This is a genomic window from Algicella marina, assembly GCF_009931615.1.
Classification (GTDB): Bacteria; Pseudomonadota; Alphaproteobacteria; order Rhodobacterales; family Rhodobacteraceae; genus Algicella; species Algicella marina.
In genome coordinates this window covers 1926637-1946385 of record NZ_CP046620.1, presented here as the reverse complement: position 1 = coordinate 1946385, position 19749 = coordinate 1926637, and the positions used below count along the sequence as shown (strand labels likewise).

The window sequence follows — 19749 nt, the reverse complement described above, 5'->3', positions numbered from 1 at the left end:
TTCCAGCGGAAGGCCCGACCGAGCGCCTTGAGGAGCGTGGTGTCGACGACGGCGGGAAGCGGTGCTTCCGGGGGCAAGACGACTTCCTTGCGCCCGCCCTTCTTCTGCAGGCGGAACGGCACATGCAGCGTGATGGTGTCCGGGGCTGCGTGCTTCATGCGGCATCCTCCACGTCGGAGAACTGCGCAACGAGCCCCTGCAGCCCATCCACCCGGAGCCGCAGATCAAAACCCTCTGTCCCGAGGTCGATCCGTTCGATCAGAAGCTGGGCGATGCGCGCCTGTTCTGCGGGGAAGAGCTCGTCCCAGAGGGGATCGAGCTCCGTGAGGGCCTGACGGGCCTGAGCCTCGTCCAGGGGCGCTCCCTGCCGCGCTGTGGTCCTGCTGGCGCCAAGGATGATCTCGGGTTGGCGGAAGACGGCGCGCAGCTGATCGATGACGGCCTTCTCGATCTCGTTGGCAGGGATGCGACCGACGGAACAGGTGCCCTTGCCGTGTTTGAGAACTGTCTGGCTGACATAGTAGCGGTAGAGCCTGCCACCCTTGCGGGTGTGGCTTGGGGAGAAGGCCGCGCCATCGGGACCGAAGAGCAGACCTTTCAGAAGCGCAGGCGTGTCGGCGCGGGTATTGGCGGCGCGCTTGCGGGGGCTCTCCTTCAGGATGGTATGGACCTTGTCCCATGTCTCCCGGTCGATGATGGCATCGTGCTCACCGGGATAGCTCTCGCCCTTGTGGACGGCCTCGCCGATTGTTCAGCATCCGGTAGACGACCTTCTTGTCGACGGGATTGCCGTGCTGGGTGGTGAGGCCTCGTGCAGACGCCTCGCGGGCCAGCGTGGTGGCCGATCCCACGTCGAGGAACCGGTTGAAGATCCAGCGAACGTGGGGTGCCTTCTCGTCGTCAATGACGAGCTTGCGGTTCTCGACCCGGTAGCCGAGCGGTGCATATCCCCCCATCCACATGCCCTTGCGGCGGCTGGCGGCGAACTTGTCCCGGATGTGCTCGGCGGTCACCTCCCGTTCGAACTGGGCGAAGCTGAGGAGGATGTTCAGCGTCAGCCGTCCCATAGAGGTGGTGGTGTTGAAGGACTGGGTGACACTCACGAAGGTCACGTCATTGCGGTCAAAGACATCGACGAGCTTCGAGAAGTCGGCCAGGGAGCGGGAGAGCCGGTCGATCTTGTAGACGACGACCACATCGACGAGCCCATCCTCCACGTCTTCGATGAGCCGCTGCAGGGCAGGGCGATCGAGCGTGCCGCCGGAGGTCCCGCCGTCGTCGTAGCGGTCACGCACGAGCACCCAGCCTTCGGAGCGCTGGGAGGTGATGTAGGCCTCGCAGGCCTCTCTCTGGGCATCGAGGGAGTTGAACGCCTGCTCCAGCCCTTCCTCGCTACTCTTGCGGGTGTAGACGGCGCAGCGGCGCTTTCGAATGGTGGCGGAGGTCATGATCGGCCTCCCTGCCGTTTGAGGCCAAAGAATACCCAGCCGTTCCACCGCGTCCCGGTGATGGCCCGTGCGATCGCCGAGAGCGACTTGTAGGGCCGCCCCTGCCAGTCGAAGCCGTCCGCGGTGACCGTCACGACATGCTCGACCCCCTGCCACTCGCGAAGGAGCCGCGTGCCCACGATGGGCCGCCCCTGATCGGCCCGCCTGCTCCGCTTCCGCCGGTCGCCGCCATCGAGCTCTTCGCCGATCTCTTCCAGACGCCGGAGGGTCTCGGGCTTCAGTCCGCCATAGGCCAGTTCCTGAATGCGGTAGGCGAGACGACTTTCGAGGTAGCGGCGGTTGAAGGGCGGCGCGGGGCCATCGAAGAGGTCCTGCCATTCCGCCTTAAGGTCTGCCGTCGGCATCGTCTTCAGCGCTGCCAGCCGGGCCGGTATTCCATCCTTGGTCATGCGTGTCTCCTGTTCGAGGGAGTTGCATGACCGCTCTGGTCGGCGGAGATTGGAAGCGAACTTTCTCCCATTCGCCCCGGTAGTTCGCTTGACTGCGCCAGCCGGATGAGCCCGAGACCGAGGATGCGGCAGAGCTCCGCTCGGCGCTCGCGGGGTGTCATGTGGCGGGGGTGGAGAGGGTTCATGGCGTGCCAGCACTGCCGCGATGTTCTTGCTCGTACTCTTGGATCCGTTCCAGCGGATACCTGATGACACCACCAATACGGACAAACTCCGGACCGCACCCCTTGGAACGCCACCTCTGCAGAGTACGCTGAGAGATATCCCAATAGTCCGCGAGCCTGGTTTCGGACACCATTGCCGGTAGTTCTGCCTGCCGACCTGAAGACATTCTAACCATATCAATACTGCTCGTTCAGCTTTTGTTCTGCATCTAGGATATGCAGAACGTAAAAGGGGGCAACCCCTTGGCATTCGCGTTTTTCCAAGAACGTGAAAATAGAAACTTTAGCGTTCTTTCAGCGCCCTGACGAAATGGCACAGACGTTAAAGACCTAATATTGGCAGAAACAGGTTTTCTGTGGTTGCTCTTGTTCTCCCGCCAGTCTCGGCGATAGAAGTATTCGCTGAATTCGTCGAACTCCTTGACCAAACTCTCCTAGGGCAAACATCCTTAGGCTCTGCATGAGCCGATGATCGACCGTGAGCTGCCGGACAACAGGCACAACCTCCCTGCTGAGCTCCGCCGCCACCTCAACGTTCCGGATCACCACAACGACTCACCTTGTCTGATCGGATGTGAATTCCAGCCCAGACGCCGGACGTCGGGGGAAGGTGTCGCCTCCTGTCGTCGATTGGCTTTAATTGTCAACCTATTCAATGTGTTACGCCGGAATTAAAATTTGGGGCGGGTAATTTGCAGCCGAGAGCTGCCACTACCTGCCTTGATCGGCGGAGGGTTTAATGACCGTGGCACCGATCCGAGTAGGGCTCACCACGGGGCGGGGACAGGAGTCAGGCGCAGTCCGAAAGGCCGAAGCGCGTCCCCCGGCACCAGATCCGGTGCCGTAAGTAGCGGCCAACTCCGAGGCTGGGATCCTGGCGACCTCGGGGGCCTGACGCGACGGGCGGCTCCGGCTGACACGTACGCGAAGGCAGCGGGACCAACCTCGGCAAAGTCCGGGGCTGGTCGTCCTATGCCTTTTGCTCAGGGACTCTCCAACTGACACATCAGGGTTAGAGCGAAAGAGAACAGGGTGAAGGCGAAGACGGAAAAGGGGACACGACAAGGTGTACGGAGATGAAAACCGGCGAAGAGCAAAAACCGGCCGAAGCGGAAGCGTCGCCCTGAAGCACCGCATTGTGTCGGATGTGACAGGTGAAATCGTTTGTCTCTCACGCGCGCGCGTGGGGAACTAATGAAGTTATCCGTCACATCCGACACATCTGTCACGGTGCGTCCAACCCGGAGGGCTTTTTGACGTCGGTGGCTTCCTGCTCACTCGGCGAAAACCTCGGAAATGATCGCACAGAGGTGTGGCATGCATAAGCTTCCAGGCGAAGGAGCACCACTTTGAGGTTTCCTTCACCTAAGTTCTCCGCATGCGCAATTCGACCAGAGAGAGTTCCGCATGTTGTGTTGATCGAAATTGAGCGCGCGATGAAAGTGCGCGGACAATGAACATAAAAGTCGTTCACATAATGATTTTCGGTTTCTCCGCCTCACGCTTCGCCTCTCGTTCTTCAGCTTCAGTCTGGCGAGCTTTTCGGCGGTCGATCCATGCCCAATAGAAGCGGACGACGCTTGATGCGGAAATAAGGAGGCCCAAAATGAAGGCCACCGGCGTACCATACATCTGTTGCAATGTGAAATTCGCATGGTTCGGAGCCACATCAAATCGAATGACATCCGGGGCCAGGTCAGACTTCGGCGCGCGCGACCAGCTTTTCGGGAACACCTCGCTTTGGACCTCTACAAACCCAACGACATCTCCGACCTCACTAATCCTAACCGACCATCTTAATTTGTTGCCTTCCTGAACTTGAATGGGGTCAGAAGGTGAAATCTCGGCTCCCGCGATGTGCAGCCTAACTCTGGATCCGACGAGGTTAATTCTCGAACGACCGATAAAACTCCCAGGTTCACTCATCTGCGCGAAGATTTCACTCGTTGGAACTCGCTTGACCCCTAGTTCAAGTATGAACGGAATTCCGGCAGTGGCTTGAATGGGTTGGCCATCTAACTCCAATTCTGCAATTACGGAACCACACCCAACGCACCCTAATGCTGAGTAGTTTGAGACTGAACCGGACAAACTCCCATCAACGACCTTGAGCGGAGTCGACCACCAAACAAACCCCGTAGCAGCCAGCAGTAATCCGGCCACAAGGTGGGTTGCAGGTCTCGATAGCATAGACCGAATGCGTGTAATCATGGCGCCATCAGTGTCGCAAGATGCAGACTTTCGGTAAAGCGTCTTCAGCGATTTGCCAGTTTTTAGAGGACTAGAGCTATGGTGGGTCTACGGCCTGACAGCAACCAGCCGAAAGGATACGGTGGCGTTGCATCCGGGGTTGTTCAGGAACGAAACATAAGCGCGAACGGCACTGGATGGCGGGTCGTTCAAAGGAAAATCCCATGTAGGGAAATGTACCTTAAATCGCGCGATACCGGGTGTCAGGACGAGGGCCCGGCTGGAAAGTGTGTGCTGGGTCGAGGGTTCGGCTGAGCAAGCTAGGGCTAGTCTGGAGGCCGTGCCTGGACTGATCGGGGCTTCCCGAGACACTACCGAAGTACCAGTCCAAGCCTGAAAGCGCCCACGTTGTTATTCTTCCAGATAGCACATAGATTGAAGAAGAAGCCGTTATATTGGAGTTTCCAAGGAGAATTTCCGAATGAGTCTGATCATCCGTGAATTGTTCCGTTTCCGCTGTACCTACGCAGAAATTGAATCGAAAATCCGATAGTCACTTTAACTGGTCGTAAATACGTCAACCCGGCCAGCATCGACTGACTGGTAACCATTGATGCTTTTTTTAGGTGAATCAAAATGGCTGAAACTGGGAAGACAAACCCGCTTGGCGAACCCACGTTCTGGGACAATGCTCAACACGTCCTAAAGACATTTTTCAGTTTGAAGACGTTTTCCGAAGGCAAGTTTGCCAACAAACTCTACACACGATGGTCGGTAATGCGCTTTGTTGCCAAGCATTGGCGTAGAAGGTTTTTTCTGATTACTGTCGTTTCCGCCGCACTTGCGATGGCCTCAGCTTTGTATAGGGTCTTCTCGGAAGACGCTTCTATCTGGACGCTTTACGTGGCGGTTGGCAGCCTTCTGGTTGCGATAGGCACGCTTATCTACAAACTCCTATTTCTTCACAAACCTCGCGCGTTTGGAGGAGAGTTCAGCGACCTAAAAATTCGCAAAACTCGTTTGACGGACCCCAAGTCACCGTACGCAAAAGGCGGCGAGCTACACTTCAATAAGATTGTAAGCCTGGATCCCGATGTACCAATCATTAGGGTTCGTCAGTTCAACGATTTGGAAACGGCAAATTGGGTTGAATTCGATCAGAGGGTCTCGCGGCATTTGCTAGACGGACACATCAAATGCCGCCCTACGGCAAAGAACGAATTCTTCCACTTTGACACTCAAGATATCCTTAACGCGAGAAAGGAGGTCTTCCGCGACGACCAGATTGAAGTGCTCGATATCCTTAGTCGCGAGGCTGTAACCAACGGGCGCTCCTTTTTTGATGCCGAAAAGATGTCACTTGGTGCGCTTGACCTCAAGGACGGTGAACTGACGGCAGAGTTGGGTAGGACGACCTATTTTTGCTCGATGGTGACCAACGATGCCGCATCCAAGATCATCGTCCACGAGAACAACAAGATACACAGCGATAGTCTCCTAAAAATGTATCCAGTGATCGGGATTGAGGGTGAAACACCTTCCAAACGTACATTTCGCCTGCAATCGATCACAGAGACGCATGGCCTTTCGAACCACATCGGATCTGTTGTCGCGGCGGTCTCATCGGATGGGATTCCGGTCCTTTGCTTTCAGAGAATGAGTGCAAACATCAATGCAGGTCGTTCCGTGATGTCGGGCTCAGGCTCGCTTGAGTATATGGATTTCTTTCATTCTGGCGCCGACAAGACAGGTAACCTTGATGATGCGATCCGTTTCGGCATGGCCCGCGAATTGCTTGAGGAAACTGGCGGCATACCACAAGACAGCCATCGAGCCTATGACCGGGAACGCCTGAGGCGTTACGCAAAGAACATTCAACTCGCTGGATACTATCGAGATCTAAAGCGGGGAGCTTTCCCGATTTTCGTCGGTTTTTGTAAGATGGAAGCGTCGTTTGCCGTGATCCAGGATCGAAGACCCAGTAAGATCTGGTTCATGCCGGCACCAATGGAAACAAAGATTGACGTCGATCTGCCACTGACGGAAATCAAATCGGTCGAGCAATACCGTGAGTATCTGAAGAAGATCTATCTGAACGGTGAAGTCGACAGGAGCCCCTCAGATCAGGTGTTGATAATCTATGAGTTACTTGGGCTAGATCCTGTCGCTCATCACTTTCAAAGAGTGCTTGATCGCTAGGCGTTGGCATTTATCGACAAGCGCACGTAAGCACGATCGTCGAAGGAATTCTGACTCTTGGCATCATATCCCTTCGTACCAGCGAACATGCCTATTCGCATTGGGTCATTCGCAAGGCTCTCATGCAGCACATGTTCGGCTGCTTCAAGCTGCGGGCAGAGTATTGGATACCCATCTGTACACATCACCACCTCGCCCTCCAACGGCAGCTCGAAAGTATCAATGAAAGCTTCTGGGACAGTTCGGCCGTCGATTGCGCCAAAGCCATATGGGCTTCCTGCATCGTTCTGGAACACGCTCTGCAGTTTCAAGAGCGGCAGTATGAACTCTCGCCCCGGATCTTCTACTGAAATGTCGGTGGCATCAGCTTCACGTTGGCATAAAAGCGCATGGGTAAATGCAGCACGCGCCTGCGATGCGATAACATCTATTTTTTTGGTCGCGGCATATTTCCTGTCGCCGATCATAAGGCCGATGTCACCTACCCTCGTTACGCGCATCGACTCCAGATCAAGAACTGCAATCGCAGCATTCGGCCTATCCGCCCAAAGCACGGTTGTTTCCAGTGCCTCTCGGACCGCGGCACTTAGTCCGTCAACCAAAGCTCTGCCATCCAATCCGACCGGCATTTCTTGCAAATAATGTATCAACGCGTCCACTACACATTTTCCGCCCGTCTTTCCATTCAGGCGCTGACCAGATTTGCTTGTCGCCCCATCGAGCACTGCCACAATAGAAGACCCCACAAAGACAGCATCCTCGCAAAGGTCTTGGTCGTCAGATTTTCCGACCAAGTGTCTTTCAATAATTTCAAAAGCGGTTCGATTTGCCTGTGCATTTCTCATGCGACAACCCATGTCACTCGCCAATTAAAGCGTCAACGCACTTATCTCCTGAAGTGGTGCTAAGCCGTGAACCGTCTTTTCAAGGTCGCCCGCCGAGAGTGCGTACATGCCATAATCGGAGTTACTAACCCACTATTTAGCCACCCCATCCAAATTGTCCTTTCCTGTCGCTCCATGTCGAATTTTATCATGATTACAATGACTTGACGCTGATGTACAATGTCCGTGCGGCCACACGAAGCGCCGCGGATTTGGCAGACGGGTGGTCATGGGTAAGGAAACGGACATTGCGGGCGCGCGGGCGGTGGAACTCAGGGAACTGGCGTCGCTGGTGCCCTATGCCAACAACGCGCGGACCCATTCCGAGGCCCAGGTCGGGCTGATCGCGGGCTCGATCCGGGAGTTCGGCTTCAACAACCCTGTGCTGGTTGATGGGGCGAACGGGATCATCGCTGGGCATGGTCGCGTGCTGGCGGCTGAGAAGCTGGGGCTTGCGAAGGTGCCTGTCATCGAGCTGGCCCATCTCAACGAGACGCAGAAGCGGGCGTATATCCTCGCCGACAACAGGCTCGCGGAAGCTGCGGGCTGGGACCGGGAACTGCTGTCGCTGGAACTGGGAGATCTCGGGGATCTGGGTGTGGAGCTTGGGGACCTCGGATTTGACGCGAAGGAGCTGGATGATCTTCTGGGACTGGAGGGGGCCGATCCGCGCGAGGAGGAAACACCGGAGGTTCCCGAAACGCCCGTCTCCCGGCTTGGCGATCTCTGGCTGCTCGGGGGCCACCGGCTGATCTGCGGAGATGCCACGAATGCCGCGACAGTCTCCCGCGTGCTGAACGGTGTCGTGCCGTCGCTGATGGTCACGGACCCACCCTATGGGGTGAACTATGATCCTGCCTGGCGGAACGCTGTGGGAGCCGCAGAGACGAAGCGCACGGGCAAGGTGCTGAACGACGACCGGGCCGACTGGCGCGAGGCCTGGGCGCTCTTTCCGGGCGATGTCGCTTATGTCTGGCATGGCGGGCTGCATGCGGGAACCGTGGCCGAGAGCCTCGTCGCGTCGGGCTTCGAGATCCGGTCGCAGATCATCTGGGCCAAGGAGCGCCTGGTCCTCAGCCGCGGCCATTATCACTGGCAGCATGAACCGTGCTGGTATGCTGTCCGCTCCAAGGGCCACTGGTCGGGGGATCGGAAGCAGTCAACGCTCTGGAGCATCGCGAGCCGGGACCAGGATACCGCAACGGTGCATGGCACGCAGAAGCCCGTCGAGTGCATGCGCCGGCCGATGCTGAACAACAGCAGCCGCGGACATGCCGTCTATGAGCCCTTCGCCGGCTCGGGAAGCACGATCATCGCGGCGGAGACCTGCGGGCGGCTGGCCCATGCCGTTGAACTCGATCCGGCCTATGTCGATGTGGCCGTGCGCCGCTGGGAGGTGTTTACCGGGAAGGAGGCAGTGCTTGAGGGGGATGGCAAATGCTTTGCAGAGGTTGCGGCAGAGCGGGCAGGGGAGGCGTCCTGATGGCCCGTCCCCGCAAGGAGATCGACTTCGATCAGCTCGTCAACCTCGCCCGCATCCATTGCACGGCAGAGGAATGCGCGGCCTTCTTCGGGGTCTCCTCGGATACGATCGACCGGCGGCTGAAGGAAGCGGGGGAGGGGGGATGTGCGGAGTTCTACAAGAAACACTCTGCGGAGGGCAAAGCCTCGCTCCGGCGCGCACAGTGGGTAACGGCGCAGGGTGGCAACCCGACGATGCTGATCTGGCTCGGCAAGCAGTGGCTGGGGCAGAAGGACACGCGCTGGCAGAACGATCGGGACGATGAGGTGCCGCAATCGCTGACGATCAACATCGTCGGGCGCGAGGCCGAGGGACCGGTGCGGGTGACGCGGGCGGCAGAGCCCGGACTTCTGGAGACGGAGAGCGTCGCCATTGAGGAGCGGGGATGAAGCCCGGACGCAAGCCGAAGCCGGTGGCGCTGCGCGACCGCGCTGGTCCGGATGCACCAATACCGCCCGATGGTATGCCCCGCTGCCCTGGGCATCTCTCGAAGGCAGCAAGAGCGGAGTGGCGGCGGCTGGCGAAGACCCTCCACGGGATGGGTGTTCTGACGACCTGCGACCGTGGCGCCTTCGCCGCCTATTGCCAGGCCTGGGCCCGCTGGGTCGAGGCCGAGGAGAAGCTGCAGACCACTCCAATGCTGATCCGGATGCCCTCGGGCTACGTCCAGCAATCGCCGTGGCTCTCGATCGCCAACAAGCAGATTGAACTGATGGGCCGCTACATGACCGAGATGGGTCTGACCCCTTCGGCCCGCACCCGTGTATCCGTCCGGGACCAGGAGATCGGCGACGGCACGATCATCTTCAAGACCGTCTACGAGTACGCCGATGGCTCCGAGCGGGACATCAAGGGCAATGTTGTCCCGGACAATGGCAAGCGCCCGGTCAACTGACGCCCATGGGCAGAAACGACTACGACATCGACGGCATCTGAGCGATGTACAGACCTGCGCAACCAACGTCAGGCAGGTTTGTACACCCGATGATCCAGAAGCCGGTTCCGAAGTTCGTCGCCTACGAGCGGGTCTCGACCGCACGGCAGGGGAAGTCGGGACTGGGGCTGGACGCGCAGAGAAAGGCCATCGAGGACTTCGCCGTCGCCCGCACCGCAACCATCCTTGGCCGCTTCACCGAGATCGAGAGCGGACGCAAGACGGACAGGCCAAAACTCGCGGAAGCCCTGGGGCTTGCGAGACTGACGGGCGCAACGCTCGTCATCGCGAAGCTCGACCGGCTCTCCCGCAATGCCGCCTTCCTGCTCACCCTCAGAGACAGCGGCGTCCGCTTCGTGGCCGTCGACATGCCGGAGGCAAATGACCTCACGGTCGGCATCATGGCCCTGGTCGCGGAGCAGGAACGTGAGGCCATCTCCCGGCGCACCCGGGAGGCGCTGGCAGCCGCAAAGGCCCGTGGGGTCAAGCTGGGCAACCCCAACGGCGCGGAGGCCCTCAGGAGAGCTGGGAAGGGCGGAGAGGCGCTGAGAGCGACCGTGGCGCGCAATGCCGACGAATTTGCGGAAGAGCTGCGGCCGGTCGTCGAGGCGATCCAGGCGGACGGGCACACGACCCTGAGGGCCATGGCGCGGGAGCTCAATCACAGGGGTATTCTCACAAGGCGCGGTGGGCGGTGGCATGTGTCGAATGTCAGGAACTTGGTGGAGAGATTGACGAGCTAGCTGCAATACGCATCAGCACCCACGAAGTTGAAGTTCATTCTGGATGCGGCGAACGTCAGCACTGAGCCCATTGTTCTGAATGCTGTGCGACTGATCAGCGACCGCTTTTGCGAAGTCACAGACATTTCGTGCGGTTTGTTGTAGCATTGGCTCAAACATGGTGCTGGGGATGAAAGACAGATACGGATGTTCGCTTTCTACGAACTCGCAAAAGGCCAGAGATGCGTATGTTCTTGGCCTTGATCGGTTCCTCGGTGCCGAGGTCGGCGTTGAAGCCGCGCTCAAACTGGCGACCCAAGAAGACGAAGGCTTCGCCCTCCCACATATCGTATTGGCGCGTTATCGGCAGCTCGTCGGAAATAGGGCTGGTGCGCAACAATCACTTCATCTCGCCAAACAATGCGACGGGCCGCTGACGGAACGAGAAGCGCGGCAGATCAAGATCATCGGCCTTTTGATCGACGGCAAAAACGCCGCTGGATATCAGGCCGCGCGTGATCAATTGCAAGAATATCCCCGTGATGTGATTGTCGCACAAGCCTGTCTGGGCGTCCTGAGTCTGATCGGATTCAGTGGCGAGCCGGGACGCGAAGCCGAGAACCTAGCGCTGGCTGAGATCCTTGAACCCCATTATGGCGATGACTGGTGGCTCCAAGGTCTGTTGGGGTTCGCGCAAGCCGAAGTCGGCCAATTCCACCGTGCCGAAAAGAGCATTGATAAATCACTAACGGCCAATCCGCGGAATGCGCATGGTGCGCATTTTCGATCACATCTCTATTATGAAACAGGCCAGACAGAAGCGGGTTATGCATTCATCACGGACTGGCAACGTTCCTATCAAAAAGAGGGCCAAATGCATTGCCATATCGCTTGGCATATTGCGCTCTGGGCATTGGCGCGTGGCGATACGGATGAGATGTGGCGCATTGTCGACCGGGATATCGATCCGCGCGGGGCATGGGGGCCTCCGTTAAATGTTATGGTTGATCTGGCAGCGGTTCTATATCGGGCAGAGCTCTCGGGTGTTGAGGTTCCTCAAGAACGGTGGCAGATCGTTTGCGACTATGCCGCAGAGAAGTTTCCGAACCCCGGCTTGGGTTTTGCGGATGCACATGCAGCACTTGGATATGCGATGGCAGGAAGATCCGAGGAGCTGCAACGGATCATTGTAGGTGCCAAGGGACCAGCAGCCGACCTTGTGCGATATCTGGCTGAGGCATTCGGTGCCATCGCTGATCAGAACTGGTCGGATGCGAATGACCTTTTGACAAAAGCGCTTTGGGATCACGCACGGCTAGGTGGCAGTCGCGCGCAGCGTGATTTGATTGAATATGCGTCAGTCGGTGTCCTGCTGCGGTTGGGGCGTCATGACGAAGCGCGGAGGCAACTTGCCATGCATCGCCCCAAGGCAATTATCGGAAATGCCGTCAAGGGCATCTGACTATAACTTTTCCCAAGCAGACGTTGGCGCAAGCGCAGCGAAAGCTCACTAAGTCCGCAGTGCAGCCGTAGTGCGCATGAACCCGGAGGTCCGCTCTTCTCAGCGCAGCGCGCCTTCCCTTGACTTCAGGATGGCCAGCATCACAGGCCAAGTCTCCGAGCAGGAGCGCGAGGCCATCTCTCGGCGCACCAGGGAGGCTCTGGCAGCCGCGAAGGCACGCGGGGTCAAGCTGGGCAACCCGAACGGCGCAGGGGCACTCAGGCGGGCTGGGAAGGGTGGAGAGGCGCTGAGAGAAGTGGTCACGCGGAACGCTGATGACTTCGCCGAAGAACTACGGCCGGTCGTCGAGGCGATCCGAACGGACGGGCATACGAGCCTGCGGGCCATTGCGCGGGCGCTCAATGACAGGGGCATCCTCACGCGGCGTGGCGGGCGGTGGCATGTGTCCAATGTGCGGAACCTGGTGGGGAGGTTGGCGCTTCAAATTCCTGAATGAAGCATGTGCTCCTCGGGGCCTTTTCGCAAGGCACGCTCATCGCAAATGTCTTAGGTCACTAACGGCGAAGTGACTGGATAGAGCGTCTGGCCCTGATATCTCGACGAGATCTTCGCGACCGATCAACTTCGCTCGTCCGGCGCCGCATTCAGGGAAATCGGCGCTGGAGCGCAACTGGAAACCGGTCGCTGGGCAAAAAACAGAGCAGAAAACTCCCATCTGCCATTCCGACGACGGGAGCGCGCCATGCTCCGGTTCCGGCGCATGCGAAGCCTGCAGAAGTTCGTCTTCGTCCACGCCTCCGTCACCAACCACTTCAACAGTGAACGCAGCCTCTCCGCCAGAAACCTCTTCAAGCAGAGCCGTACCGCCGCTCTGACCAAGTGGCGCGGCCTTTGTGCGGGATAAGGGGCAGCGTCACTGTCCAGGATGAGACTGGTTCGAATTCGTCTGACAGCACCGGTCGAGGAGCTTTCGATCCAGTCTGTTCATCCACCAAGAATAAACATCCCCCTCGGCAAGGTCGCTGCCCGCGCCCCGTCCGTCATCTCGCTGATCGAGGTCACCAGCGCCTCGCGGTCGATGCGAAAGTGGCGGTAGAGGTCGCCGACGGTGCCGGTCTGGCCGAAGTGCTCGACGCCGTGGGGGATGGTGCGGTGGCCTGCGACGGAGCCGAGCCAAGACAGCGTCGCGGGGTGCCCGTCGATGACGGTTACGAGGACGCAGTAGCGGGGCAGGGTGCCCAGCAGGCGCTCGATATGGCTTTGAGCGGCGGGGTTGCCGCGGGCGCGCTCGCGCTGCGCGGCGCTCCATCCGGCATTGAGACGGTCGGCGGAGGTGACGGCGAGCACCGCGACATCGCGGCGGTGCTCGGCGATCAGGCCCGCGGCGGCGATGGCCTCGTCCGCGACGGCGCCCTGGTAGGCGATGACGACCGCGCAATTTGGCTGCGGCGGGCGCAGCCAGTAGGCGCCGTCGATCGCGCCCTGGCGGAAGGCATCGTCGGCGCGCTTGCCGGGCTGCTCCAGCGGCTTGGTGGTCAGCCGCAGGTAGACCGAGCCGCCGGTCTCGTCCCGAAGCCAGGTGCGCTCGTCCTGGTCGCCCGTGCCGTCGCGCTGCAGGTAGTCGAAGGCCCATTCGAGGATGACCGCCAGCTCGTCGGCGAAGGCCGGCTCGAAGGCCGCCAGCCCGTCCTGCGCCATGCCGGTGAGCGGGGTGCCAATCGACTGGTGCGCGCCGCCCTCGGGCGCGAGCGTGACGCCGGACGGCGTACCGACGATCAGGAACCGCGCATCCTGGTAGCAGGCGTAGTTCAGCGCATCGAGACCGCGGTTGACGAAGGGGTCGTAGACTGTGCCGATGGGGATGATCCGCTTGCCCCAGAGGCTGTGGGCGAGACCTGCCGCGCCCAAGAGCAGGAACAGGTTCATCTCGGCGATGCCGAGCTCGATGTGCTGGCCTGCGGGTGCGAAGTTCCACTTCGCTGTTGAGGGGATGCGGTGCTCGATGAAGGCGTCGGGCAGCGCGTGGCGGGCGAAGAGCTGGCGCCGGTTCACGAAGGCGCCGAGCCCGGTGGTGCCCGTCACGTCGGGCGAGGTCGTCATGATCCGGGCAGCGAGCGCGCTGTCTCCCTTGGCGAGTTCGTCGAGGATCTTGCCGAAGGCGGCCTGGGTCGAGATCTCGCGGTCGGTGGAGAAACCGATCTGCGGCACGTCGAGCCGCGCGTCGGCGAAGCGGCGCGGTCCTTCGGCGAAGAACGGGATACTCGCGAGGAACTCCTTGAGCCGGTCGACGTCCTCCACCCCGGCGAAGGGCTCCCATTCCGAGCCCTCGGGCACACCCATGTGGGCCTGCCACTCGGCCATCTGAGCCTTGGTCATCAACCCGCCGTGGTTGTCCTTGTGGCCTGCGATCGGCGTTCCCCAGCCCTTGATCGTGTAGGCGAGGAAACAGGTCGGGCGGTCGTGGTCGATGGCGGCGAAGGTCTCGGCCATCGTCTCCACGCAATTGCCGCCGAGGTTCTCCATCAGCGCGGCCAGCTCCGCATCGCTGCGCCGGTCGAGAAGCGCGGTCACGTCGCCCTGGTCCCCAAGGTCGTCCATCAGGCGCTTGCGCCAGACCGCACCGCCCATGTAGGTCAGCGCCGCGTATTGCGCGTTGGAGCAGGCGTCGATCCAGTCGCGCAGGCCCGCGCCGCCGGGCTCCTCGAAGGCCGCACGCTGCAGCGCGCCGTATTTCACCCGCTCCACGTCCCAGCCGAAGGCGCCGAAGATCTTCTCGATCCGCTCGAACAGCCCCTCGCGCACGATCCCGTCGAGCGACTGGCGGTTGTAGTCAATGATCCACCAGGTGTTGCGCAGCCCGTTCTTCCAGCCCTCCTGCAGTACCTCGTAGATGTTGCCCTCGTCCATCTCGGCGTCGCCGATCAGCGCCACCATGCGGCCCTTCGGGATGTCCTGGCCCCAGGCCTTGGCCTCGATGAAATCCTGCACCAGCGCCGCCAGCGCCGTGATGCCCACGCCAAGACCCACCGACCCGGTGGAGAAATCGACATCGCCCGCATCCTTGGTGCGCGACGGGTAACTCTGCACGCCGCCAAGCCCGCGGAAATTCTCCATCCGCTCGCGTGTCTGCTGGCCCATCAGGTATTGGATCGCGTGGAACACCGGGGAGGCATGCGGTTTGACCGCGACCCGGTCGGCGGGCCTGAGCGCGGAGAAATAGAGCGCCGTCATGATCGACACCATCGAGGCCGAGGAAGCCTGGTGCCCGCCGATCTTGATCCCGTCCACCTTGGGCCGGACGTGGTTGGCGTGATGGATCATCCAGTGCGACACCCACAACAGGCGCTGCTCGACGGTCTTGAGATGGGTGTTTTCGAGTTTCGCCATGGGGCCCTCGCGTTTTCCAGTCGTCCTGTGGACCTGCTGCCTCAGTCGGCGCCACGAACCTTGAGATACACGTCGTCGATCGGGACGCGATAACCCGCGACAAGCTTGTTGTTTTCGTTCGCCATGCCAACGATATCCATGACTTCCCCGAACATCTCATCGGTCATGCCGGCCTTCTGCGCACCGGCGCTGTGGCTTGCAATGCAATAGCCGCAGTTGTTCGATATGCTGACCGCAAGATAGATCATTTCCTTCACGACAGGGTCCAGTGTGCCAGGCCCCATGACTTCCTTCACGCTCTCCCAGGTGCGTCGCAGCAGCTTTGGATTATGGGCAAAGCATTTCCAGACGTTGTTAATGTAGTCCGTGCCGCGCGTCGCGCGTATGTCATCGTAGATTGCGCGAACCTCTGCGGTCGCATCTTCGTACTCGATCGGGGGGGTGATGTTCATGGGGTCTCCTCCAGCGGCAAGTTCCGGTTAAGGCATACATCAGCGTTGCCCAGACACTTGCGGTTCGAACTGCAGATTCGCACTATTGTGCTTTAAATGTCAATATGGCATACCAAAACGAAAATTTGTGACCAAAACACGCATGGGAAGGGCAAAGCATGTCAAAGGCGATCGTTCAGGACGACAAGGGTGGACCAGAAGAGTTCAAGTGGGTGGAATGGGACGCTGGTCGGCCAGGCGAGGGTGATGTTCTGATCCGCCACACGGCCATAGGAGTGAACTTCATCGACACCTACGTGCGATCTGGCGCCTATCCAATGATGACATTCCCCGGCGTCGTTGGGATGGAAGCCGCGGGAATCGTCGAAGAACTTGGCTGCGGTGTCGAGGATCTGAGCGTCGGCGACCGGGTCGCGTACGTCATGACAGAGCCTGGCGCTTACTCGGAGCAACGGGTTGTTCCTGCCGAGCGCATGGTCGCGATCCCTGATGATATTACTGACGAGACGGCCGCCGCGCTGATGTTGAAGGGGATGACGGCGGAGCAGCTCCTATTTCGCATCGCCCCGGTCGAACAGGGCGATATTGTCCTCGTGCACTCAGCTGCGGGTGGAGTTGGTCAGTTGCTAGTGACATGGGCGAAGGCTCTCGGGTGCACGGTCATCGGCATAACGTCCACGCCGGAGAAGGCCGACCTCATCTCCTCGCTCGGGGCCGACCATGTCATCGTTTCGAGCTCGGAAGACGTGCCGGCGCGAGTCTCCGCCATCACCGGTGGCAAGGGGTGCGCGGTTGTCTATGACGGCGTTGGAAAGGATACGTTCGACGTTTCAATCGCGGTCGCGTCGAAGTTCGGTCGCGTTGTCAGTTTCGGCAACGCATCTGGCGCGGTTCCTCCCGTCAACATTGCGGTGCTGGCTCCGAAATGCCTGTTGCTCGCGCGGCCCCAGGTTTTTCCGTACATCGCGGACCGTAGCGATTTGCTGCGCGCATCTGACCGTCTCTTTGACGCGGTGAGGACCGGCGCAGTCAACGCGGACATTTCGAAGATCTACGCGCTGTCCGATGCCTCGGAGGCTCATACGGATCTCGAGGCGCGTCGTACGACCGGTCAGATCCTGCTTCAGCCCTGAAAGGGAAAGGGGGGCAGCGCCCCCCTTCAATTGCCCTTGGACTACAAGACGGCGGTCGGGACAAATTCCACGAGGATGCGAGGGTCGGCCATCGGAACCGCACAGCAGGCCCGCGTCGGAGGGCTTTTGCTGTCGATCCATTCATCCCAGATCGCATTCATGGCATCGTAGTCGTCCATCGTCTTCAGCCAGATCGTAACGTGCACCACCTTGTCGCGGCTGCTGCCAGCTTGCTCCAGCAACTCGTCGATCCCTGCCAGCGCCGAGCGCGTCTGATCTTCGATGTTCCGGTCCAGATCTTTTCCAACCTGTCCGCCCATGTAGACGGTGCCGTTTGTGACGATGGCACGCGAGCGCCGTGCATTGTGACCGATCCGTATCATTTCTCTTCCTTGTATATCCGAGAGCTGTCGATTGAGGGTCGTTCGAAGACCGTGATTGGGGGGAGCGGGCCTTCAAAAGCTTCAACTTCGACAAGGCAGGTCATCGCGGCCACGCCTTGTGACAAGCGCGACGTAGGCATGTCCTTCGTGAGCACGTTTGGATTGCCATGTCGGCACAGGCGGTGAGCATCAGAGTAATCGGGATCAAACCACGCCCCTGTCGACAGCTGGACAACGCCGGGACGAATTGCCTCGCTGACTTCCAATCCGGCAAGGCAGGCTCCGCGGTGATTGAAAATTTTTACCACTTGACCATCGATCAGACCCCTGGACTGAGCGTCAGCCGGGTTCAAGCGCAATCGTTCACGACCCTGTATCTTGTCCGCCCGGGCGTGCGGTCCGGCGTCGTACTGACTGTGCAGCTTGGATTTCGGTTGATTGCTGATCAAGTGAAGGGGATAGGCCGTCCCGCGGTCAGAGCCGAGCCACTCGTCGGGCTCGAGCCATACTGGGTGCCCAGGGCAGTCATCGTATCCGAATGCTGCAATGGTTTCTGAATACAGCTCGATCTTGCCGGAGGGCGTCTCCAATGCCGCTCGTTCGGGATCTCTTCGGAACTCGGCAAAAAGTTCTGCGTTCCGTGTCTCTTCGGTCGGTTCCAGAATGAACGGTCCACCCTTCCAGAACTCATCAAACGGCGGGAGCGCAGCGCCTGAGGAATGCGAGCTCAGTGCCGCGTCATACATTGTGCGAAGCCACGCTTCCTCATCCCGACCTTCGGTGAATCCCGCAATTGTTCCGAGGCGTTCGGCGAGCGCCGCAAATATCTCGTAATCCGTGCGGCTGTCGGCGAAGGGTGGTCTCAGGGCGTGTGAGGGCGTGATGAAACTGTCGCGGCCAGCCGCGACGATATCGTTGCGCTCGAGCGCGGTCGCCACGGGAAAGACAATGTCGGCGCGCCGCGCCGTCGCTGTCCAGAAACTCTCGTTGACGATGATCGTTTCCGGGCGCTGCCAGAGGTCGTGGAACCGGTTCAGGTCCTGATGGTGATGGAAGGGATTTCCACCCGCCCAATAGATCAGGCGCAGATCGGGGTAGGTCCGTGTCTGTCCGTTGTAGTCGTAGGTCTCGCCGGGGTGCGCGAGGCAATCGGCAATCCGCGCCACCGGAATGAAGTCCGCAACCGGGTTCGAAAGTTGCGACAGTGCAGGCATGCCTGTGTTGCGGTTTGGAAAGCCCACGCCGTTCGTCGACCCGTAGCCAAACCCGAACCCGCCGCCTGGCAGACCGATCTGCCCGAGCATCGCCGCAAGGGCGATGGCCATCCAGTAAGGCTGCTCGCCGAAGCGGGCGCGCTGCAACGACCATGCGACCATGATGAAGCTGCGGGTTGCCGCGAGCGTTCGCGCAAGGGCCACGATGTCCGTCTCAGGGATATCGGTGATCGAGGCGGCCCAGCTGGCGGTTTTCGGGACATTGTCGCCGTGGCCGAGGACATAGGCTTCCAGTCGCTCGAAACCCACGGTGTGCGTTGAGAGGAATCCTTTGTCGTGCAGGCCTTCAGAAATCAGGACATGGGCGATGCCGAGCATCAGAGCGGTGTCGGTGCCGGGGCGGATCGGCAACCATTCGACGCCTGCACATTCGGTGTCGTCGGAGATGGGCGAGACTGAAACGATCCTCGCGTCCCGCGCAGACACCTCGTCAAGGAAGTCGCGAAGGATGTGGCGCGAAATGCCTCCGGAGCTCACCTGTGCGTTCTTATGTGGCAGGCCGCCAAAAAGCAGAAGTGTGTCGGTCTCCTGGGCGATCCGGTGGAGCGGCGTGTGTCCCGAGACAAGACCGCGCTTGTCGCCGATGACATGGGGGACAATGACGTCCGCGGCCGCGTAGCTGTAGTTCTGTACCGAGCGCGTGTAGCCACCGATCCCGTTGAGAAAGCGATGCACTTGGCTTTGTGCGTGATGGAAGCGGCCGGCGGAAGCCCAGCCGTAGCTGCCCCCGAAGATCGCATGGTTTCCATACGTACGGATCACGCGGTCGATTTCCAAAGCGGCGATGTCGAGCGCTTCTTCCCACGGCAGTTCAACGAACGTATCGCGACCTCGTTCGCCCGTTTGCGCCTCTGGAGCAGACCCATTGCGAACTCGCTCCAAAAAGCCCGCGCGAAGAGCCGGGCGCTCGATCCTTGATGGAGCATCCTGTGCCACAATCATGCCTTGTGCTATGGGCGAAGGATCAGGGTCTTCCGCGATTGGCAGTAGTTCGGTCAGCCGCTGCTCGGTATAGTTGGCCTCGTAGGTGCCCCAGTGGGTCCCCAGATATCGGCGTGGCGGTGTAGGAAGCATGAATTGTACTAC

15 protein-coding genes and 2 pseudogenes are annotated in these 19749 nt (G+C 59.9%); 9 read left to right on the top strand and 8 right to left on the bottom strand.

The annotated features are described in order from the left end of the window. Positions 1–154 precede the first annotated feature (154 nt). The 3 genes and pseudogenes from GO499_RS09695 to GO499_RS09680 form a co-directional block, all read right to left on the bottom strand. Positions 155–1448, bottom strand: a pseudogene (locus tag GO499_RS09695) (recombinase family protein). Beyond that, the gene (locus GO499_RS09690) at positions 1445–1897 is read right to left on the bottom strand and encodes a DUF2924 domain-containing protein (RefSeq protein WP_161862005.1); all 453 of its coding nucleotides are present in this window, start codon (positions 1895–1897) and stop codon (positions 1445–1447) included. Before GO499_RS09690 ends, GO499_RS09695 begins: the two are co-directional and overlap by 4 nt. Before the next feature lie 1694 nt (positions 1898–3591). Continuing rightward, positions 3592–4332 (bottom strand): hypothetical protein, encoded by a 741-nt coding sequence (locus GO499_RS09680; RefSeq protein WP_161862003.1) that lies wholly within the window; start codon positions 4330–4332, stop codon positions 3592–3594. A 615-nt stretch (positions 4333–4947) separates the two neighbouring features. Between GO499_RS09680 and GO499_RS09675 the strand changes: the two genes are divergently transcribed. Further along, positions 4948–6510, top strand: coding sequence for a hypothetical protein (locus GO499_RS09675; protein ID WP_161862002.1), 1563 nt, complete (start codon positions 4948–4950; stop codon positions 6508–6510). Here the strand turns inward: GO499_RS09675 and GO499_RS09670 are convergent. Then, positions 6507–7355 (bottom strand): PP2C family serine/threonine-protein phosphatase, encoded by an 849-nt coding sequence (locus tag GO499_RS09670; protein WP_161862001.1) that lies wholly within the window; start codon positions 7353–7355, stop codon positions 6507–6509. The two genes, GO499_RS09675 and GO499_RS09670, sit on opposite strands and share 4 nt — an antisense overlap. 268 nt (positions 7356–7623) lie before the next feature. On the opposite strand from GO499_RS09670, the gene GO499_RS09665 reads away from it, so the two are divergent. The 7 genes and pseudogenes from GO499_RS09665 to GO499_RS09635 all read left to right on the top strand — a co-directional run. Beyond that, entirely contained in the window at positions 7624–8877 is a 1254-nt protein-coding gene (locus tag GO499_RS09665; RefSeq protein ID WP_161862000.1) for a site-specific DNA-methyltransferase, read from the top strand. Then, positions 8877–9305, top strand: a complete 429-nt coding sequence (locus GO499_RS09660; protein ID WP_161861999.1) for a hypothetical protein — start codon at positions 8877–8879, stop codon at positions 9303–9305. Before GO499_RS09665 ends, GO499_RS09660 begins: the two co-directional genes overlap by 1 nt. Further along, positions 9302–9811 carry a phage terminase small subunit P27 family gene (locus tag GO499_RS09655; RefSeq protein ID WP_161861998.1) on the top strand — a complete coding sequence of 170 codons (510 nt, stop codon included), beginning with the start codon at positions 9302–9304 and terminating at the stop codon, positions 9809–9811. The genes GO499_RS09660 and GO499_RS09655 overlap by 4 nt, the downstream gene beginning before the upstream one ends. A gap of 89 nt (positions 9812–9900) precedes the next feature. After that, complete coding sequence (locus tag GO499_RS09650) at positions 9901–10593, top strand: recombinase family protein (RefSeq protein WP_161861997.1); 693 nt, start codon at positions 9901–9903, stop codon at positions 10591–10593. A gap of 169 nt (positions 10594–10762) precedes the next feature. Next, positions 10763–12034 (top strand): tetratricopeptide repeat protein, encoded by a 1272-nt coding sequence (locus GO499_RS09645; protein ID WP_161861996.1) that lies wholly within the window; start codon positions 10763–10765, stop codon positions 12032–12034. Between the two features lie 130 nt (positions 12035–12164). Continuing rightward, on the top strand, positions 12165–12530 hold the full coding sequence (locus tag GO499_RS09640) for a recombinase family protein (RefSeq protein ID WP_284154963.1): 366 nt from the start codon (positions 12165–12167) through the stop codon (positions 12528–12530). A 105-nt stretch (positions 12531–12635) separates the two neighbouring features. Continuing rightward, positions 12636–12938 (top strand): annotated as a pseudogene (locus GO499_RS09635) (DDE-type integrase/transposase/recombinase); the annotation flags it as partial. An 80-nt stretch (positions 12939–13018) separates the two neighbouring features. Here the strand turns inward: GO499_RS09635 and GO499_RS09630 are convergent. Both GO499_RS09630 and GO499_RS09625 read right to left on the bottom strand, forming a co-directional pair. Continuing rightward, positions 13019–15421, bottom strand: coding sequence for a transketolase (locus GO499_RS09630; RefSeq protein ID WP_161861994.1), 2403 nt, complete (start codon positions 15419–15421; stop codon positions 13019–13021). A gap of 41 nt (positions 15422–15462) precedes the next feature. Continuing rightward, positions 15463–15873, bottom strand: coding sequence for a carboxymuconolactone decarboxylase family protein (locus GO499_RS09625; RefSeq protein WP_284154962.1), 411 nt, complete (start codon positions 15871–15873; stop codon positions 15463–15465). A 158-nt stretch (positions 15874–16031) separates the two neighbouring features. Between GO499_RS09625 and GO499_RS09620 the strand changes: the two genes are divergently transcribed. Beyond that, the gene (locus GO499_RS09620) at positions 16032–17006 is read left to right on the top strand and encodes a quinone oxidoreductase family protein (protein ID WP_161861993.1); all 975 of its coding nucleotides are present in this window, start codon (positions 16032–16034) and stop codon (positions 17004–17006) included. Positions 17007–17047: 41 nt separating this feature from the next. Here GO499_RS09620 and GO499_RS09615 read toward each other — a convergent pair whose 3' ends face one another. Both GO499_RS09615 and GO499_RS09610 read right to left on the bottom strand, forming a co-directional pair. Continuing rightward, positions 17048–17389 (bottom strand): RidA family protein, encoded by a 342-nt coding sequence (locus GO499_RS09615; protein ID WP_161861992.1) that lies wholly within the window; start codon positions 17387–17389, stop codon positions 17048–17050. Continuing rightward, a complete protein-coding gene (locus GO499_RS09610) occupies positions 17386–19737 on the bottom strand; it encodes a molybdopterin-dependent oxidoreductase (RefSeq protein WP_161861991.1) in 2352 nt (783 codons plus the stop codon). The genes GO499_RS09615 and GO499_RS09610 overlap by 4 nt, the downstream gene beginning before the upstream one ends. Positions 19738–19749 lie beyond the last annotated feature (12 nt).

Excerpts from the sequence above, each read along its gene's own strand:
- GO499_RS09690 (WP_161862005.1), bottom strand. The coding sequence starts at position 1,897 with ATGACCAAGGATGGAATACCGGCCCGGCTGGCAGCGCTGAAGACGATG.
- GO499_RS09680 (WP_161862003.1), bottom strand. The coding sequence starts at position 4,332 with ATGATTACACGCATTCGGTCTATGCTATCGAGACCTGCAACCCACCTT.
- GO499_RS09675 (WP_161862002.1), top strand. The coding sequence starts at position 4,948 with ATGGCTGAAACTGGGAAGACAAACCCGCTTGGCGAACCCACGTTCTGG.
- GO499_RS09670 (WP_161862001.1), bottom strand. The coding sequence starts at position 7,355 with ATGAGAAATGCACAGGCAAATCGAACCGCTTTTGAAATTATTGAAAGA.
- GO499_RS09665 (WP_161862000.1), top strand. The coding sequence starts at position 7,624 with ATGGGTAAGGAAACGGACATTGCGGGCGCGCGGGCGGTGGAACTCAGG.
- GO499_RS09660 (WP_161861999.1), top strand. The coding sequence starts at position 8,877 with ATGGCCCGTCCCCGCAAGGAGATCGACTTCGATCAGCTCGTCAACCTC.
- GO499_RS09655 (WP_161861998.1), top strand. The coding sequence starts at position 9,302 with ATGAAGCCCGGACGCAAGCCGAAGCCGGTGGCGCTGCGCGACCGCGCT.
- GO499_RS09650 (WP_161861997.1), top strand. The coding sequence starts at position 9,901 with ATGATCCAGAAGCCGGTTCCGAAGTTCGTCGCCTACGAGCGGGTCTCG.
- GO499_RS09645 (WP_161861996.1), top strand. The coding sequence starts at position 10,763 with ATGAAAGACAGATACGGATGTTCGCTTTCTACGAACTCGCAAAAGGCC.
- GO499_RS09640 (WP_284154963.1), top strand. The coding sequence starts at position 12,165 with ATGGCCAGCATCACAGGCCAAGTCTCCGAGCAGGAGCGCGAGGCCATC.
- GO499_RS09630 (WP_161861994.1), bottom strand. The coding sequence starts at position 15,421 with ATGGCGAAACTCGAAAACACCCATCTCAAGACCGTCGAGCAGCGCCTG.
- GO499_RS09625 (WP_284154962.1), bottom strand. The coding sequence starts at position 15,873 with ATGAACATCACCCCCCCGATCGAGTACGAAGATGCGACCGCAGAGGTT.
- GO499_RS09620 (WP_161861993.1), top strand. The coding sequence starts at position 16,032 with ATGTCAAAGGCGATCGTTCAGGACGACAAGGGTGGACCAGAAGAGTTC.
- GO499_RS09615 (WP_161861992.1), bottom strand. The coding sequence starts at position 17,389 with ATGATACGGATCGGTCACAATGCACGGCGCTCGCGTGCCATCGTCACA.
- GO499_RS09610 (WP_161861991.1), bottom strand. The coding sequence starts at position 19,737 with ATGCTTCCTACACCGCCACGCCGATATCTGGGGACCCACTGGGGCACC.